The sequence below is a fragment of the Pseudomonas sp. C1C7 genome (genome assembly GCF_013359595.1).
In the GTDB taxonomy this organism is placed as follows: domain Bacteria; phylum Pseudomonadota; class Gammaproteobacteria; order Pseudomonadales; family Pseudomonadaceae; genus Aquipseudomonas.
The window spans coordinates 1-18,462 of sequence record NZ_JABFMP010000045.1 but is presented as its reverse complement, the minus strand read 5'-3'; the positions used below and the strand labels follow the sequence as shown (position 1 = coordinate 18,462).

At 56.1% G+C, this 18,462-nt stretch carries 14 protein-coding genes; 11 read left to right on the top strand and 3 right to left on the bottom strand.

All coding sequences use genetic code 11. The features are described from left to right. Positions 1-77 precede the first annotated feature (77 nt). From HNO86_RS26340 to HNO86_RS26325, 4 genes are all read left to right on the top strand, one after another. Positions 78-1,256, top strand: a complete 1,179-nt coding sequence (locus tag HNO86_RS26340) for an MFS transporter (protein WP_175379852.1) — start codon at positions 78-80, stop codon at positions 1,254-1,256. A 161-nt stretch (positions 1,257-1,417) separates the two neighbouring features. Beyond that, the gene (locus tag HNO86_RS26335) at positions 1,418-2,128 is read left to right on the top strand and encodes an HPP family protein (RefSeq protein WP_175379851.1); all 711 of its coding nucleotides are present in this window, start codon (positions 1,418-1,420) and stop codon (positions 2,126-2,128) included. 269 nt (positions 2,129-2,397) lie between these two features. Beyond that, on the top strand, positions 2,398-3,504 hold the full coding sequence (locus HNO86_RS26330) for an enoyl-CoA hydratase/isomerase family protein (protein WP_175379850.1): 1,107 nt from the start codon (positions 2,398-2,400) through the stop codon (positions 3,502-3,504). A 3-nt stretch (positions 3,505-3,507) separates the two neighbouring features. Then, positions 3,508-4,659, top strand: coding sequence for an acyl-CoA dehydrogenase family protein (locus HNO86_RS26325; protein ID WP_175379849.1), 1,152 nt, complete (start codon positions 3,508-3,510; stop codon positions 4,657-4,659). Positions 4,660-4,814: 155 nt separating this feature from the next. On the opposite strand, the gene glgB is transcribed toward HNO86_RS26325, so the two are convergent. The 3 genes from glgB to HNO86_RS26310 all read right to left on the bottom strand — a co-directional run bounded on the left by glgB (position 4,815) and on the right by HNO86_RS26310 (position 12,547). Next, positions 4,815-7,049 carry a 1,4-alpha-glucan branching protein GlgB gene (glgB, locus tag HNO86_RS26320; protein WP_175379848.1) on the bottom strand — a complete coding sequence of 745 codons (2,235 nt, stop codon included), beginning with the start codon at positions 7,047-7,049 and terminating at the stop codon, positions 4,815-4,817. Positions 7,050-7,051: 2 nt separating this feature from the next. Then, positions 7,052-10,393, bottom strand: a complete 3,342-nt coding sequence (treS, locus tag HNO86_RS26315) for a maltose alpha-D-glucosyltransferase (RefSeq protein ID WP_175379847.1) — start codon at positions 10,391-10,393, stop codon at positions 7,052-7,054. 159 nt (positions 10,394-10,552) lie between these two features. Next, positions 10,553-12,547, bottom strand: a complete 1,995-nt coding sequence (locus HNO86_RS26310; RefSeq protein ID WP_175379846.1) for an alpha-1,4-glucan--maltose-1-phosphate maltosyltransferase — start codon at positions 12,545-12,547, stop codon at positions 10,553-10,555. 205 nt (positions 12,548-12,752) lie between these two features. Between HNO86_RS26310 and HNO86_RS26305 the strand changes: the two genes are divergently transcribed. The 7 genes from HNO86_RS26305 to HNO86_RS26275 all read left to right on the top strand — a co-directional run. Beyond that, positions 12,753-12,917: a hypothetical protein gene (locus tag HNO86_RS26305; protein WP_175379845.1), complete on the top strand. Its 165-nt coding sequence runs from the start codon at positions 12,753-12,755 to the stop codon at positions 12,915-12,917. A gap of 852 nt (positions 12,918-13,769) precedes the next feature. Further along, positions 13,770-14,648: an McbB family protein gene (locus tag HNO86_RS26300; protein ID WP_175379844.1), complete on the top strand. Its 879-nt coding sequence runs from the start codon at positions 13,770-13,772 to the stop codon at positions 14,646-14,648. Further along, the gene (locus tag HNO86_RS26295) at positions 14,629-15,426 is read left to right on the top strand and encodes a SagB/ThcOx family dehydrogenase (RefSeq protein WP_175379843.1); all 798 of its coding nucleotides are present in this window, start codon (positions 14,629-14,631) and stop codon (positions 15,424-15,426) included. Before HNO86_RS26300 ends, HNO86_RS26295 begins: the two co-directional genes overlap by 20 nt. Next, positions 15,423-16,628 (top strand): YcaO-like family protein, encoded by a 1,206-nt coding sequence (locus tag HNO86_RS26290; RefSeq protein ID WP_372242562.1) that lies wholly within the window; start codon positions 15,423-15,425, stop codon positions 16,626-16,628. Before HNO86_RS26295 ends, HNO86_RS26290 begins: the two co-directional genes overlap by 4 nt. 11 nt (positions 16,629-16,639) lie before the next feature. Beyond that, a complete protein-coding gene (locus HNO86_RS26285; protein ID WP_175379842.1) occupies positions 16,640-17,383 on the top strand; it encodes an ABC transporter permease in 744 nt (247 codons plus the stop codon). Continuing rightward, entirely contained in the window at positions 17,383-18,105 is a 723-nt protein-coding gene (locus tag HNO86_RS26280; RefSeq protein WP_175379841.1) for an ATP-binding cassette domain-containing protein, read from the top strand. Before HNO86_RS26285 ends, HNO86_RS26280 begins: the two co-directional genes overlap by 1 nt. Before the next feature lie 199 nt (positions 18,106-18,304). Next, positions 18,305-18,462, top strand: a 158-nt coding sequence (locus HNO86_RS26275) for a transposase (RefSeq protein WP_175379840.1), incomplete at its 3' end; no start/stop codon positions are given.

The window sequence follows — 18,462 nt, the reverse complement described above, 5'->3', positions numbered from 1 at the left end:
GCGGGCTTGCCCGCGAATGGGCGCAACTCGGTACATCGTCGAACACTACACATCTGAATAAGGACATTTGCCCCACCGTGTTCAATTACTCGCTCGTTATCCGCCGCCTGATGATCGTCTCGCTGACCATCGTCGTCAGCCGAGCCATCAGCAGTCCCTTGCTCACGCTGTTCCTGAGCAACAAGCTGGGCCTCAACCATCAGGACGTCGGTCTGCTGTTGGGGATTGCGGTGTTCATCGCCACCCTGCTCGCCCTGTATGGCGGCTACATCATCGATCGCCTGGAAAAGCGCCGTCTGTTGATCCTGACGATGCTGTCCAGCGCGATTGGCTTCGTGCTGCTGACCTTCGCCGAAAACCTGTACCTGACCACCCTCACCTTGATCATCACCGAAACCGCGTCGGCGCTGTTCCTCATCGGTTCCAAGGCGATCCTCAGCGAAAACCTGCCGATCGGCCAGCGCGCCAAGGCGTTTTCCATTCGCTACACCCTGACCAACATCGGCTACGCCACCGGCCCCATGCTCGGCGTGACCATCGCCGGCTACTATCCGATTGCGCCGTTCCTGATTGCCGGCGCCATCGCGTTCTTCAGCATCTTCCTGATGGTCGGGATTCCCAGGGACTCGGCGCCGAGGCCAGTCATTGGCCAGCCGCAGAGTTTCCTCAAGACCCTGGTGACCCTGAAGAACGACCGCACCCTGATCATGTTCACCTGTGGCTGCCTGCTCAGCACGGTGGTCCACGGACGTTTCACCCTGTACCTGTCGCAGTACCTGCTGGTGACCACCGACGACAAACGGGCCCTGGACATCATGGCTGCCCTGCTCGCCTGCAACGCCATTGCGGTGATCCTGTTGCAGTACCAGTTCGGCCGTTTCATCACCCGGGAAAAATTGCGCTACTGGATCGCCGGTGGCACCAGCCTGTTCATTCTCGGTCTGATCGGCTTCAGCCTCGCTGACAGCATGGTCAGCTGGTGCGTGGCGATGTTCGTCTTCACCCTCGGGGAAATGATCATTTATCCCTCGGAATTCCTTTTCGTCGACACCCTGGCCCCGGAGGAACTGCGGGGCAGTTATTACGGCGCGCAGAACCTGGCGGCGTTGGGTGGCGCAGCCAGTCCGGTGCTTTGTGGCTATCTGCTGATGCACACGCCGGCGCCGACGATGTTCTATGCTTTGAGCGCCCTGACGGCGATGGGGGGATTGCTGTGTTTCCTGAGCGGTCGACGGGTCGCTTTGCATCAGAATTAATGAACTGAAGCTTCATTAATATGAATTTGTCAGTAACACTTGATGTCGGCAAACTATCATCGTTCCTCCCCCAATAGTTGGAACACCTTCAAGGGCTTTCTGGGTATTCCCGGCAAGCCTTTTTTTTACCTCGTTTTTTTGTCTACGGAACGGTTTTCATCATGCTCGCTCGCTGGTTGCCTGCCGCTATCAATACCCGCCCCACGGAATGGAGCCGTGCCGCCATCGGCATGGCCATCGGCACCCTGGCCAGTGTCTGGATCTGCAGCCTGGTGTTCGGCATCGAGGCGGCGCAGCACCTGATCGGCCCGCTGGGGGCGTCGGCGGTGCTGCTGTTTGCGGTGTCTTCCGGTGCGCTGGCGCAGCCGTGGTCGATTGTCGGTGGCTATCTGTGCGCCGGGGTGATGGGGTTGCTGGCAGCCCATGTGCTTGGTCGTACGTTGGGTAGCGCTTGTCTGGCGGCGGGCATGGCGGTGGTTCTGATGTGCTGGCTGCGTTGCCTGCACCCGCCGGCAGGCGCGGTGGCGGCGACCACGGTGCTGGCCGATCCTGTGACGGTTTCCTTGGACTGGATGGCGCTGGGGCCGGTGATGCTCAGTGCTTTGGTGATGGTGCTGTGCGCGGTGGCCTATAACAATCTGACGCGCGTCCGGTATCCCAAGCGTCCCGCCGAGCCGGTGCCGATGGTGCCCGCCGATCACCCGCCGATCGACAGTCAGGCGATCACGGCCGATGACCTGAAACTGGCGCTGGCGGACATGGAGGCCTTCATTGACGTTACGCCGCAAGAGCTGGAGAAGCTGGTCCATACCAGCGAACTGTACGCCAGGCGTCGCAGCATTGGTGAAGTGCTCAGCCACGCCAGCGCCTGATTGCTGTCCTCCCCCCCTGTAGGAGCGAGCGTGCTCGCGATGGAGGTCCCGCCACCGAGGGGCATCAGGCCGCCAGCGTTATCGTTGACCACCATCGCGGGCAAGCCTCGCTCCCACAGGGGGCACAGGGAGGTACGTGAGCTGATTGCAAAAACGCAGACAGCACCTGCACATATCCCCGTTGTACATCACAAATTTGCACTGTTACGATCCTGCAACGCTCGCGCGCGAGCTTCTTTATAAAGAACAATAAAAGCAGGGAGTTACTGATGACTGCTCAGGTTACATCGAAGGGCGACCGGCCCATGGATGCCACGCAGAACGACGTGCTGGCCGAAGTCCGCAACCACATCGGTCACCTGACCCTCAACCGCCCCGCCGGCCTCAACGCCCTGACCCTGGACATGGTTCGCCACCTGCAGCGCCAGCTCGACGCCTGGGCGCAGGACCCTCAAGTGCATGCTGTTGTCCTTCGCGGCGCTGGCGAAAAAGCCTTCTGCGCCGGTGGCGACATTCGCTCGCTGCACGACAGTTTCAAAAGCGGCGACACCCTGCACGTCGATTTCTTCGTCGAGGAATACGCCCTCGATATCGCCATTCACCACTACCGCAAACCTGTCCTGGCGCTGATGGACGGCTTCGTCCTGGGCGGCGGCATGGGGCTGGTGCAAGGCGCCGATCTGCGGGTGGTCACCGAAAAGAGCCGGCTGGCGATGCCGGAAGTCGGCATCGGCTACTTCCCGGACGTCGGCGGCAGCTACTTCCTGCCACGGGTGCCGGGCGAACTGGGAATCTACCTTGGGGTGAGCGGCGTGCAGATCCGCGCCGCCGATGCCCTGTATTGCGGCTTGGCCGACTGGTACCTGGACAGCAGCAAGCTGACCACGCTGGACGAACAGCTCGACCAGCTGCAATGGCACGACACCCCGCTCAAAGACCTCCAGGGCCTGCTGGCGACCCTCGCCGTGCAGCAACTGCCCGACGCTCCGCTTGAAGCGCTGCGCCCGGCCATCGACCACTTCTTCGCCTTGCCCGACGTGCCGAGTATTGTTGAGCAACTGCGCGAAGTGACCGTCGCCGACAGCCACGAGTGGGCCGCGACCACCGCCGACCTGCTGGCCACCCGCTCGCCCGTGGCCATGGCGGTCACGTTGGAAATGCTCCGTCGCGGCCGCCACCTGAGCCTCGAGCAATGCTTCGCCCTTGAGCTGCACCTGGACCGCCAATGGTTCGAGCGCGGCGACCTGATCGAAGGCGTGCGCGCCTTGCTGATCGACAAAGACAAGAACCCGCGCTGGAATCCGCCGACCCTGCAGGCGCTGGACGCCGCACACGTGGCGAGTTTTTTCACCGGGTTTGACCAGAGCGGGAACTGAGCCATGCACGATATCGAACTGAGCGAAGAGCAAATCATGATCCGCGACATGGCCCGGGACTTTGCCCGCGGCGAGATCGCGCCAAACGCCCAGGCCTGGGAAAAAGCCGGCTGGATCGACGACGCCCTGGTGGCGAAGATGGGCGAGCTGGGCCTGCTGGGCATGGTGGTCCCCGAGGAATGGGGCGGCACCTATGTCGATTACGTCGCCTACGCCCTGGCGGTGGAAGAGATCTCCGCCGGCGATGGCGCCACCGGCGCGTTCATGAGCATCCACAACTCCGTGGGCTGCGGGCCGGTGCTCAACTACGGCAGCGAAGAACAGAAACAGACCTGGCTGGCGGACCTCGCCAGCGGCCAGACCATCGGCTGCTTCTGCCTGACCGAACCCCAGGCCGGTTCCGAAGCGCACAACCTGCGCACCCGCGCCGAACTGCGCGACGGCCAGTGGGTGATCAACGGCGCCAAGCAATTCGTCAGCAACGGCAAGCGGGCCAAGCTGGCCATCGTCTTCGCCGTGACCGACCCGGATTTGGGCAAGCGCGGCATTTCGGCGTTCCTGGTGCCTACCGACACCGCCGGTTTCATCGTCGACCGCACCGAACACAAGATGGGCATCCGCGCGTCGGACACCTGCGCCGTCACCCTGAACAACTGCACCATCCCCGAAGCCAACCTGCTGGGTGAGCGCGGCAAAGGCCTGGCCATTGCCCTGTCCAACCTCGAAGGCGGTCGCATCGGCATCGCCGCCCAGGCCCTGGGCATCGCCCGTGCTGCGTTCGAAGCGGCGCTGGCCTACTCCCGCGACCGCGTGCAGTTCGCCAAACCGATCATCGAGCACCAGAGCGTGGCCAATATGCTGGCGGACATGCAAGTGCAGATCAACGCCGCACGCCTGCTGATCCTGCATGCCGCGCGCCTGCGCAGCGCCGGCAAGCCGTGCCTGTCGCAAGCGTCCCAGGCCAAACTGTTCGCATCGGAAATGGCCGAGAAGGTCTGCTCTTCGGCGATCCAGATTCATGGCGGGTATGGGTATCTGGAAGATTATCCGGTGGAGAAGTACTACCGGGATGCGCGGATTACGCAGATCTATGAAGGGTCGAGCGAGATTCAGCGGATGGTGATCGCCCGCGAGCTGAAGAACTATTTGGTGTGAACCCCTGAAAAATCGCGGGCAAGCCCGCTCCCACAGTGTCTTGGGCGTACACATTAGTTGTGAACGACCAACACCCTGTGGGAGCGGGCTTGCCCGCGATAGGGCCAACCCATTCAACATCTGTGTCACTGTCACACCGCAATCGCGGTGTCGGGTCAGCCCTCCGGACTCAACATCAACACCGCCAACGGCGGCAGATTCAACACCAGCGACAACGCCTGCCCATGGCTCGGCGCTTCTTCGGCATCCGCCCCGCCGCTGTTGCCATAGTCGGACCCTGCATAGATCGCCGAATCACTGTTGAACAACTCCTTCCAGCGCCCGGCAAACGGCACGCCGACGCGATACGCCTCACGCGGGACCGGGGTGAAGTTGGCCACCACCAGCACCGGCTTGCCTTCGCGGCTCCAGCGCAGCCAGGCGTAGACACTGTTGATCGCATCGTCGCCGATCAGCCACTGGAAGCCCTGCGGCACGTCGTCCTGTTCATGCAGCGCCGGTACGTCGCGGTACAGGCGGTTGAGGTCGCTGACCAGCTTCTGCACACCCTTGTGTTCCGAGTACTGCAACAGATACCAGTCCAGCTGCTGATCGTGATTCCACTCGCGCCACTGGCCGAACTCGCAGCCCATGAACAGCAGCTTCTTGCCCGGATGGGTCCACATGAAACTGAGGTACGCCCGCAGGTTGGCGAATTTCTGCCAGCGGTCCCCCGGCATCTTGTCGATCAGCGAGTGCTTGCCGTGCACCACTTCATCGTGGGAGATCGGCAGGATGAAGCGCTCGGACCAGGCGTACACCAGGCCAAAACTCAGTTCGTTGTGATGGTGAGCGCGGTACACCGGATCCTGCTGGATATAGTGCAGCGAGTCGTGCATCCAGCCCATGTTCCATTTGTAGGCAAAGCCCAAACCGCCTTGTTGCGTGCTCTGGCTGACCCCCGGCCAGGCCGTGGATTCCTCGGCGATCACCAGGGCGCCCGGCGCTTCCAGGGCGACCACGTCGTTCAGATGCCGCAGGAAGTCGATGGCTTCCAGGTTCTCCCGCCCGCCGTGACGATTCGGCACCCACTCGCCGGCCTTGCGCGAATAGTCGCGGTAGAGCATCGACGCCACCGCATCGACCCGCAGGCCGTCGACGTGGAAATGCTTCAGCCAGTGCAGCGCCGACGCCAGCATGTAGCCGTGGACCTCGGTGCGCCCCAGGTTGTAGATCAGCGTGTCCCAGTCCTGATGAAAGCCTTCCTGGGGATTGCCGTATTCGTACAGCGCCGTGCCGTCGAAATTGGCCATGCCATGGGTATCGGTGGGGAAATGCGCCGGCACCCAGTCGAGGATCACGCCAATCTCGGCCTGGTGGCAGGCGTTGACGAAGGCGGCGAACTCATCCCCGCTGCCGTAACGGGAGCTGGAGGCGAACTGCGAGAGCAACTGGTAGCCCCAGGAACCACCGAACGGGTGCTCCATGATCGGCATCAGTTCGATGTGAGTGAACCCCAGTTCTTTGACGTAGGGAATCAGCCGTTCGGCCAGTTCCGGCCAGGTGTACTGGCGGGACACTTCGCCCAGATCATCCAGCTCGCATTGCCAGGAGCCGGCGTGCAGCTCGTAAATCGACAGGGGCGCGTTGTGTCGCTGCCGCTCGACCCGCGCCTGCATCCAGTCCTGATCCTGCCAGTCGATCTTCAGCGGCGAGGCCACTTTCGAGGCGGTGTCCGGCGGCAGGCTGGTGGCCAGGGCCATGGGATCGGCCTTCAGCGGCAAGATGCCTTCTTTACCGAGGATTTCGTACTTGTACGCCTCCCCCGCTTTCAGGCGCGGAATGAACAGCTCCCAGACGCCCGTCGGATAACGCACGCGCATCGGATGGCGACGCCCGTCCCAATTATTAAAATCACCAACCACCGACACCCGACGGGCATTCGGAGCCCACACGGCGAAGCGCACGCCGTCGACACCGTCGACGGTTTTCAGTTGCGCGCCCAGGGCACTGCTCAAGTCGCGGTGATTGCCCTCGGCGAACAGGTACAGGTCCATCTCGCCGAGCAGTTGACCAAAGCTGTAAGGATCCTCGGTGACCTGCTCGCCACCGGCCCAGCGTGTGCGCAGCAGATAGGGCTGTGCCCGCTCGAAATGACCGACGAACAGACCGGGAGTCTGGGTAGCCTCAAGCTCGCCCAGCACCTGCCCGCCATCCCGGGCCAGCACCTCGACGCTCAAGGCGTCCGGCAGATAAGCGCGAATGAATTGCCCGCCGGCCCCGTCGCCGTGGGGGCCAAGAATGGCGAACGGGTCGTGATGTTCGGCCCGCACCAGTGCATCGATATCCCGCGCCGCCGGCAGCAGCGCTTCATTGTGACGATGACCCTGTTCCTTGTTCGAGAAACTCATGACTACTCTCCACCAAGATCGGAAAAGGGTTTAAGCCCACTCAATAATCCATATAAACCGTGCAACGGCACGGGCAGCCAGGTCGGGCGGTTCTCCGCCTCATAGGCCACTTCGTACGCCGCTTTCTCCAGACCGAACAACGCCAGTGCGGCGTCCTCACCTTCCGGATCTTGCCACGCATGGCCAAGCGTAGCTGCCGCCAGCCGATAAGCGTCGATAAATGCCTGTTTTGCTTCCCTTAAATAGCGTTCGGCCACCCGTTGCCGGGCCGCCTGGGCTTCAGCGGTGTTGTCGACGTTGTGCACGTTGATGGTCATCGCCGCCGCGTAATCGAAGGAACGCAACACGCCGCTGACATCCTTGTACGGGCTGTGCTTGCCCCGGCGCTCATCCAGTGGACGCGCCGGTTCGCCTTCGAAGTCGATCAGGTAGGCATCGCCCTTGATCACCAGCACCTGGCCCAGATGCAGGTCGCCGTGCACGCGCATGCGCAGGCCGCCGGCCGTCTGTTTGCCCAGCGCCTGGACGTGGCCGAGGATGGCCTTTTTGTTGTCCAGTAAACGGCTGACCAGGGTTTTGTCCGCCGGGTTCAGTTCGTCTTGATGCTGTTTGAGCAACGTCAATGCATGCTCGATTTGCGCCGCCACGTCCTTGCCCGAAGCCAGCGAATCCTTTTGCGTGGTGACCTGCGGATCGAAATCCGGGTTGTTGCTTGGCGTTGCCAGCACCTGATGCATTTCACCCAGGCGCTGGCCCAGCATGCCGGCGAAATCTTTCAGTTCGCCGAGGGCGTTGTAATGCTGCTCCTGCTCGGACATGGCGTCCGCCAACTCGTCGCGCAGCGCCCGTTCGAGGTTGTTCTGCGTCCATTCCCAGGCATCGCCCTGATTGCTCAGATAACCCTGGGCGATCATCAGCAAGTTGTCTTCGCCATTGCCATCGCGGCGCACCACCGAACCGAGCAACGGCGAAATGTTGCGATAGCCGGCGTTGGTCAGGTAGGCGCTCATTTCCAGCTCCGGGTGCACGCCGGACGCGACTTTGCGGATCAGCTTGAGCACCAGGCTGTTGCCGATCACCACCGAGCTGTTGGATTGCTCGGCGGACAGGTAGCGCACCTCGGATTCAGCCGTCAGCCCCAGTTCTGCCAGCCCGGCGCCCGGTTCGAAGCGGATATCGCCGCCATCACAGGCCAGCACCGTCTCGTTCTGCATGGCTTGCAACACCGAGCGCACGAAGTGCTCAAGGCTGAAGGCGTCGGTGATCAGTCCCACCTGCGGCCCGCGACGAACCCGAGACAGCGCCAGTTGCTGCGGCAAGGCGGCGCCGACCTGCTCTTCGGCAATGAAGCCGAACGGCAGTTGATAGCGACTGGTCTGGCCGGCGCTGGTCACTTCGATTTCGCTGAGCAGCACCGGATGCTGCGCATCGCCAAAGCGCACGCCATAGGCCAGGTTGACCTGCTCGATGGCCGCGTCCTTGCCGGCGAACCAGCGGCGGTTCTGCAGCCAGCTCGGCAGGATGCCCTGCTCCAACGTGGCGCGCGCCGGGGCTTCGAGCAGTTCTTCCATGCGTTTTTTCAGGACCAGGGTAGTGAAGTCCGGCAGGCTCTGCGCCGGTTCCACGTGCCAGCTCGGCATCTGGTTTTCCGCCGCGAGGCCGAACCAGTAGAAGCCATAAGGCGCCAGGGTCAGGAGGAAACTGAGCTGGCCGATGGGCGGGAACGCATTACCGCCGAGCATCTCCACCGGCACCATGCCGACGTAGGCCGACAGGTCCAGCTCCACCGCCTGCGCGCTGCGCGAGACATTGGCGACACACAGAATGATTTCGTGCTTGCCGTCCTCCCCGGTGAATTCCCGGGTGTAGGCCAGCACTCGGCGGTTGGCCGGCGAGAGCATTTTCAGGGTGCCGCGGCCGAACGCCTTGGACTGCTTGCGCACCGCGAGCATGCGCCGGGTCCAGTTGAGCAGCGAGTGCGGGTCGCCGGCCTGGGTCTCGACGTTGACCGACAGGTAACCGTATTGCGGGTCCATGATCGGCGGCAGCACCAGGCTGGCCGGATCGGCGCGAGAGAAGCCGCCGTTGCGGTCGATCGACCATTGCATGGGGGTGCGCACGCCGTCGCGGTCGCCCAGGTAGATGTTGTCGCCCATGCCGATTTCATCGCCGTAATACAAAGTCGGCGTGCCGGGCATCGACAGCAGCAGGCTGTTGAGCAGTTCCACCCGACGGCGGTCGCGCTCCATCAGCGGCGCCAGGCGGCGACGGATGCCGAGGTTGATCCGCGCCCGCCGGTCGGCGGCGTAGTAGTTCCACAGGTAGTCGCGTTCGCGGTCGGTGACCATTTCCAGGGTCAGCTCATCGTGGTTGCGCAGGAAGATCGCCCACTGGCAATTGGCCGGGATTTCCGGGGTCTGGCGCAGGATGTCGGTGATCGGAAAACGGTCTTCCTGGGCCAGCGCCATGTACATGCGCGGCATCAGCGGGAAGTGGAACGCCATGTGGCATTCGTCGCCGTTGAGCCCGCTCTTGTCGGTGTCGCCGAAGTACAGCTGGGTGTCCTCCGGCCATTGATTGGCCTCGGCCAGCAGCATGCGGTCCGGGTAGTTGGCATCGATTTCGGCGCGGATCTGCTTGAGGACGTCGTGGGTCTCCGGCAGGTTCTCGTTGTTGGTGCCGTCACGCTCGATCAGGTAGGGAATCGCGTCCAGGCGCAGGCCGTCGATGCCCATGTCGAGCCAGTAGCGCATCACCGACAGCACGGCTTTCATGACCTGCGGGTTGTCGAAATTCAGGTCCGGCTGGTGGGAATAGAAGCGGTGCCAGAAGTACTGGCCGGCCACCGGGTCCCAGGTCCAGTTGGATTTTTCGGTGTCGAGAAAGATGATTCGGGTGCCGTCGTATTTTTGATCGTCATCGGACCAGACATAGAAGTCCCGCGCCGCCGAGCCCTTCTTCGCCTTGCGCGCACGCTGGAACCACGGGTGCTGGTCGGAGGTGTGGTTGATGACCAGCTCGGTGATCACCCGCAAACCGCGCTTGTGCGCTTCACTGATGAAGCGCTTGGCGTCGGCCATGGTCCCGTAGTCGCTGTGGATGCCACGGTATTCGGCGATGTCGTAACCGTCGTCGCGACGTGGCGAGGGGTAGAACGGCAGGAGCCAGATGGTGTTGACGCCCAGTTCGGCAATGTAGTCGAGCTTGGCGATCAGGCCGGGAAAGTCGCCGATACCGTCGTTATTGGAATCGAAATAGGATTTGACGTGGACTTGATAGATCACCGCGTCCTTGTACCAGAGCGGGTCCTTGATGAACGTGGCTGCCTTGGGTTTCTTCGCCATGTGAAACTCCTGTTGAATGCTTTGCGCAGCGTGAAAATGCGCTGATGCCCTCTGTAGGAGCTGCCGAAGGCTGCGATCTTTTGATTTTGTTTTTCAGGATCAAAAGATCGCAGCCTCGTTGCACTCGACAGCTCCTACACAGCTCCTACACAGAGCCAATCAGGGGGTAATCCGCCAAATCCCGAACGGCTGGTACGCCGGATCAATGCGCATGAACTGGTACTTGCCATGCCAGGTCCAGCGATGGCCGTTCATCAGGTCTTCGCCCTGGGTGCTGGCGTCGTCCGGCAGGCCCATTTCCCACAGCGGCAGTTCGAAATTGGCCTCTTGCGGGTGGTGCGGGTCGAGGCTGACCGCCACCAGGATGAAATTGCTGCCGTCGGCACTGCGCTTGCCGAAATACAGAATGTTGTCGTTCCAGGCGTTGTAGATCTTCAGGCCCAGATGGCTATGCAGCGCCGGGTTCTGCCGACGGATCCGGTTGAGTTGGGCGATCTCGGCAATGATGTTGCCCGGCGCGTTGAAGTCCCGGGGGCGGATCTCGTACTTCTCGGAATCCAGGTACTCCTCCTTGCCCGGCACCGGTGCCGACTCGCAGAGTTCGAACCCCGAATACATGCCCCACAGGCCCGAGCCCATGGCCGCCAGCGCCGCACGAATGAGGAAACCCGGACGCCCGGAGTCATGCAGGAACCCCGGATTGATGTCCGGCGTGTTGACAAAGAAGTTTGGCCGGTAGCACTCGCGCAACGGCGACTCGTTCAGCTCGGTGAAATAGGTCGCCAGTTCCTGCTTGGTGTTGCGCCAGGTGAAGTAGGTATAGCTCTGGGAGTAACCGACCTTGCCCAGGCGCGCCATCATCGCCGGCGTGGTGAAAGCCTCGGCGAGGAAGATCACCTCGGGATACAGCGCCCGCACGTCGGCGATCAGCCATTGCCAGAACGGCAGCGGCTTGGTGTGCGGGTTGTCGACGCGAAACAGCTTCACGCCCTCCAGCACCCAACCGACGACGATGTCCCGCAGCTCGACCCACAGGCTGGGAATCGCATCGACCGCATAGAAATCGACGTTGACGATGTCCTGGTATTTCTTCGGCGGGTTTTCCGCGTATTTGATCGTGCCGTCCGGCCGCCAGTTGAACCAGCCCGGATGCTGCTGCAGCCAGGGGTGGTCCTGGGAGCACTGGATGGCGAAATCCAGGGCGATTTCCAGGCCGTGATCCCGCGCCGCCGCCACCAGCCGACGGAAATCGTCGCGGCTGCCCAGTTGCGGGTGAATCGCCTCGTGCCCGCCTTCGGGGCTGCCGATGGCATAGGGGCTGCCCGGATCATCGGGACCGGCGGTCAGGGAATTGTTCGGGCCCTTGCGGAAGCGGCGACCGATCGGGTGGATCGGCGGGAAGTACAGCACGTCAAAACCCATGTCCTGGATCATCGCCAGGCGTGAATGCACGTCGTTGAACGTGCCGTGTCGGGAAGGATCGTCGGTGATCGAGCGGGGAAACAGTTCATACCAGCTGGCGAACTGCGCCAACTCGCGTTCGACATCCACCGGGTATTCGGGGCTGAGGCTCAAAAAGGCGCGGTGATCGGCCTGGGCCATCAAATCGGCGCTACGTTGGTGCAAAAACAGTGCGACCTGTTCGGCTTCCAGCAAAATGGCCAGTTCATGGTGCAAGGCCGCCAGTTGCTCGCTCAGTTGCCCTTCCGTGCGTTCGGCAGCCTGTTGCACATGCAGACGGCCTTCCTGCAACTCGAGGCTGACCGGTACGCCGGCATCGTGTTTCTTCTTCAGTTCGTAGCAGAAGCTGGCGAACTGGTCGATCCAGGCTTCGATGCAGAACACATGGCGACCTTGCTCGCGCACGCGAAAGCGGCCCAGCCAGCCGTTGTTGCCCTGATCGGCCATGACCTCGCTGTGCCAGACCTCCTCGCCGTCTGCCCGCCAGCGAATCCGCACCGCCAGCTTGTCGTGGCCGTCGGCGAACACCTTGGCCGACACCACCACTTCCTCGCCCTCCACCGCCTTGACCGCGAACTGCCCGCCCTCCAGGGTCGGCATGGTGTTCTCGATCACGATACGCGGCAGCAACAAGGCCTGGGACAGCGGAATATGCGGGTTGTAGCTCAGTTCCGTGGGTTTTTCAGCAGTCATCGAGCATCTCTCCATCACGCCCCATGGACGCTCTTGTGTCTGATCGTCTAGCCCTTCGGTCGTCCAACGCCGAATGAACTCACTTAGGTTCCGAGCGACAGCCGCAGGGAAAAGTTCAGCGCCAATTGGCCGGAATCAAATCCATCGAACCGTGGTCAATCCACTTAAGCACGACTCACGCCATGTGCCACTGGAGGTTTGAACAATGAACAATCCTTTTCCAGCTGAAACCCCTGATCCGAACATCGACAATCCGGTAATCCCGCCAAGCGACCCGCAGCCGGTGCCGGAGGAGGATCCGCCGGGCACCACTCCGCCGCCCAAGCAGGACCCGCCGGAAACCATGCCGCCGGTGATTGTGAAACCATGAAACCGTGCCCCAACTGCATGAAATTTTAATGTAGGAGGTACATCGAATAATGGTCCTTTTCGGCAAGCCCAAAGTCAGACCATTAATGTGATCTGTATCACCACCCGTTTTCGCGATGATGCCTTCCCCCCGGTGGCCGACTTCGAACGATCTTCGTCGCTGAGGTCGGCAAACCGGGCCATAGGGGTGGCTGATTACTTAAAAGTAGCTACCGTTCGTCGCTTATTTTTGCCAATAAAAAAACTGTCAAAGGAATTTTTTTGTTTAGTCCTACAGACGCAATTTTTCGTCGAATTTCATTTGCAAGAGACTAATACATAGTTTTTTAAATAAAAAATGTAACCACCCACCATTCCCTATTGCCCTTTCAATATTAAACACCAAAAGAACTTTCCAAATAATTCGTAGGACCATTCGCTAAAGGATGAATGAAGATTCCTACACATAAAAAATCTTCAACTTGCGATTGTGACTGCATTCTTTTAAATCTAATGGCGCCACTCAATCCCGAGTGACATTCAAATGAGAAAAACAAAATGAAAAACGAGAAGATTGGCGAGGTTCTGTTCAACTTCAGAGTTAACTCTAACTCAAACACCAATCCGCAAGTTGCTGGCGGTAGTGGAGGACAAGGCGGCTGTGGTGGTAGTGGTGGCTGTGGCGGTGGAGGTGGATGCAGCGGGGGTAGCGGTGGAGGCAATGGAGGTTGCGGAGGGGCAGGAGGTACGGGTGGTACGGGTGGAGGCGGCACCGGTGGTTGCAGGGGAATGTAATTAAACTCAAATCGTTTCCCTTTGACTTTGCAAACCAAAAGGATTTTCCAGACATGGAAAATCCTTCAGGAGAAGCTATATGAATCTTATCTACTCCGATTACGACATAGTAGATCTTCCCAACGAATCACTAATACTATCCAGTCATTGCATTTCCAAAGTAACCTCTGAAAAACTGATAAGCATCATGCATAAATTAAAAAAACATCAAGCCCCCATAGAAGAGACTCACCTCACCGACACCTTATTGAAACTTGAGTTACCGAAAACAGAGACCATACAGTTTCTTCAGCAGGCAATAGGATTAAAAATCCAACCCGAAGATATATACTTCAAAAAACTACTAATAACACATGACTGGGAAGATAAAAATGAAATCGAGTCAGTATTTAGTCAAGAATTGAATTGCAAATACAAAATTAGCGAAAACCTAGACACCTTACTAGAAGACATAGGAAAGCAACCATGCTTTATTTGCATAATCTGCACACAGTATGACTATGCGAGGTTAAAAAAAACATATTTCAGCTTGGCAGACGCCAACCCTTACAGCGCAATCTCTGTAGCATATTTTAATGGAAATACTTTTATAGTTGACCAGCCATATATGGCAAGCATCGGAAACCCTTGTCATTTTTGCCAGATTGACAGACAACTAAATCATCAAAAATTCAGTAATTCACGAAACTCCTGGCCTGCCTTGTTAAAGTTCTGTATGGAACGCAACACTACCCTGCCAATACAAAAACCAGGTCTATTGCAAAGAAGCTTGGCCATCGGTTTGCTTGTAAAAAAAATAAAACTTCATACAGAAGGCAGTCAGGAATTCAGATACCAAGACGATGCACTTTCATCAATAACAGTGGATTTGGATAGCGGATTTATAACCGAAGAATCGAATCCACACTGGCATTCTTGTAATTGCCTGAGATCAAAAAATGAAAAATATTCCGCATGATTTTTATCTGAAATTTCTTGACCAAAAAGTTTATGACGACACATTGAACTTTCACACCAAGGGTAATTTCACAACTCATGAATGCGTCAGAAATATCTCTTGCCTTCACAACTTTCAACCACAATTGCTCGGCGACTTAACTGGAAACGAACTTCAGCTATACCCAGACATGGATATTACGCTGGAAGAGCATGCACTAGAAAATCTATCTATTGAAAGCCCCCTGCATCGGGATCATTCCTGCGATTTTTTTGACGGAACCACCGTAGACTTTGAACTAATAAAACAAGTAGTTAAACCGTTACTAACAAAGAGCACCAACTCTTCCAAACGAGGATACCCAAGTGCAGGAGCACTGTATCCTGTTGAAGTTTTTTGTTGCTCTCTTTCATCATCAAATATATGGCCGTGCCCTGAGAAAGTCTTACATCTGCTCCCCAGTTCCCGAAAATTCGAGATACTTCAAGGTAGCCAGGAAACAAACTTACTGATGGAGGCCATACTTCCAACTGGAAACAGCGTGGGAAACCCCAGTCATGCCATTATTTACATGATGTATTTACCTAAGACGTTGTTCAAGTATCGCTACCGTGGTTACAGGCTGGCTTTAATGGAAACGGGCTCAATGTACATGCTAGTCGATCTTCAGTGCAAAGCTATAAAACTCAAAAGTCGTCCTTGGTCAGGTTACACCGACAATATGGTCTGCAGGGCCTTGAGCTTAAATCCAACTCTTTTCTACCCTTCTTGCATTCAATTGATTGGAGGTAAAAAGTGAACATAATAAATCAAAGCACAAGTTCATTTTTGCCACAGGAAATATGGATTCAACCTCCCAGTATTCTGGGCTTCCCTTTCATTGTGGAAGTTGGAGGTCATCGACTCACTTTGGGATCAGGAATAGGCAATGGTTCTGGTTCAGTACGGACTGCACTAGGCGAATATTTTGAGCGGAGTCATTTCTACTTTGATGTTTTGCCAGATTGTTCATCCAGTTTTCACGAAAGCCTGAGTCCACCAGAAGTAGAAAAATTCGTTAAAGCTTTTAGACAAACGGCTTCAACTGATGCTGACCTGAGCAACCTGACCCAAAGGCAGTTCAATATGAGTTCCGTGGTACGTCTCTCAAATTTTTCTGCCTGCTCCATTCCGACTATTTGCATTGCGCTAAGCCACGGCTGCGATGAGGAAAATGACAACATTTATCCGAGCAGAGACACTTGTGGATGCAGCTTTCATAAAAGCATCGAATCAGCCATTTTCGGCGCTATTAAAGAATTTTTGGAGCGACAATTCCTCACCCGATTCTGGTTGACCAAACAATGTAGCGGATGCGTTCGTCCTGGTGACATCAGAAACGCGATCAAAACAACAACGGCCTTTGGTTTATACAATTCTCTTTCTAAATCGGGAGAAATCTTAACGTTTGATATTTCAGACATCAGATTCCCTGGTGTTTGTCTACTAACTATTTACGGCAGCGATGAGCCAGGTAGAAATGTTCACTATTGCGCGGGAATGTCTTATGCGGAAAATCTAGCCACAGCACTTGAAAAATCCATACTGGAATTGTGGCAAACATTTAGATTCATGAACTTATTTAATACTCTCCAAGGAAACCCAGACACCCTCCACGACTCCTATATACGTCACTTCATGAAATGCAATACCTACAAGACATTCGATGAAATAGCATCAAAAATTGTATACCCACAGAGCTCAATTTATAATAAAAAAGATCTAAAATTCGACATTCCCGGATTACAACAGGCCTTAAAGGAGATAAGCACCGAAGGTTATCTGTATATGAAATCGATCAGGATAGATAACTCAGACTATACATTCTGTAAATTTATCTCTCCATCCATGTTTATGCATATGGACAACTCAAAAAACATAAATCTGAATAATGACTATTCAGAACCATTCGCTAACTCAATCGATGAGTATCGCCAAGAACAAATGGTCCCATTTCCTTAAGGACACCAATCATGAGCAAAAATATTATATTGAGAACTGCCACCCTAGCACTTATTTTTATAAAAGAGCAAATAAAAGAACCAATTTCCTTAATTTGGATAATGCTTTCACCCTGCGCATTTTTTTATTTTCTCGCAGTAACAAAACAGGACGCAGATTATTTTCAAGGCAATTACCCCGTGACCTCAGCATGGTTTTATTCTTATGTAGCATCGAGCGTTGCCTTGTTTGGATTTGCCTTTTACATCATCGGCAGAAGGGAAAGCGGGTTTATTCGCTCATTTGTCTATTCAAAAAAATCGAGAGGTATATTTATTTGCTCACACTTCCTTGCTTATTCAATAGTTTCAATTGCCTATTGCTCGACTTTTTATCTAGTCACAAAACCTCCCTTTGGAAATTATGACTTACCAGAAGCTCTAACTATAATATTCCGGTTTTACATTTGTTTTCTAATGTTCTGCAGCTTTGGAGTCATCTTCACGCTACTCCCAATAAATTTTCAAAATTCGAACACACTTCTGTCAGTTTGCTCTTTTCTTATGCTCATCTTTGGGGTAATGGGCGCCAGCTACCCGAACGACATTATCAAAACCATCAACATGGCTAACCCTTTGACAATTGCGAGCCAGTTAATGGTTGAAAAACTCAGCTCCAACTTATTAACGCTTGCGCTTATTGCTCTATCTGTAATTTTCTCGACTTTCATATTCCTAAAGCACTTAAAAATAAACCCAGTCTGGAGCAGATACTGATGCGTAGATTTAGCGCAAAGCTCATCGACTTCAACTATGACGAAAAAACAATATTCAGCCAGGCATCCATGGAAATATTTGAAGGCTCGATAGCCGGAATCTTAGGTCCGAATGGCTCAGGAAAAACTACTTTTTTTGACATCGCCTGTGAACTAAAAAAAACCTCATCAGGGAGAATTGAAAGTAGCTTCCATGATTTCACCTACCTTTCTCAAATAATTTCAACTCCCCCCGGCTTACGGATGCGCGACATATTCAAGATGATTGTCGCACTATGCTCTGATGAGCAAATGACACAAACTCGTGCACTCGAAAAGCTGAAAGTATGGTGCCCATCGATCATTAATAGATACAAGGAAATCTGGGATAAAAAATGCTCACTATGTAGCTACGGCGAAACCCGTTGGTTTTTTACATTATCTCTACTGGCGATCTCTAAAGGTTTTATTATTCTCGATGAGCCCACTGCTGGCGTAGACCCCGAGTTTCGCCACTATATTTGGGAGTGCCTACATGGCGCGGCCAGAGACGGCGCTGCGATTCTGGTGTCCTCACATAATGTTGATGAAGTAATAAACAATTGCTCCTATTTTTACATGATCAGCCAGCAACGTTTTAATCGATTTTCCAACGGGTCAGAGTTTATGAAAAAATACGGAGCAAAAACTTTGGATGATGCTTTTATCCGTGCGGTTACAGAACCCGCATTCTCAAATGCGTAATTAATTAAAAATAACTCAACACCAAGCTATACCACTGTAGGAGCGAGCATGCTCGCGATGGTCGTCAACGATAACGCTGGCTGTCTGGATGCCAGCGGTGGCTGGCCTAGGTTCTGTACGAAATCCGCCGAAACCAAATTGAATTCCACGGACGTTGAGATTCAGTAAGGTCCGCGACCATCAAAGGCAGGAGCCCACGATGGCCAAACGGTACGAACTCCCCGACGCAGCCTGGGATTTGGTTGCGGATATCTTCGACGAACCTCGCCGTAGCGGACGTCCGAGAACAGATGATCGCTTAATGCTTAACGGCGTACTTTGGGTGCTTTGTTCGGGCGCCGCTTGGCGCGACATGCC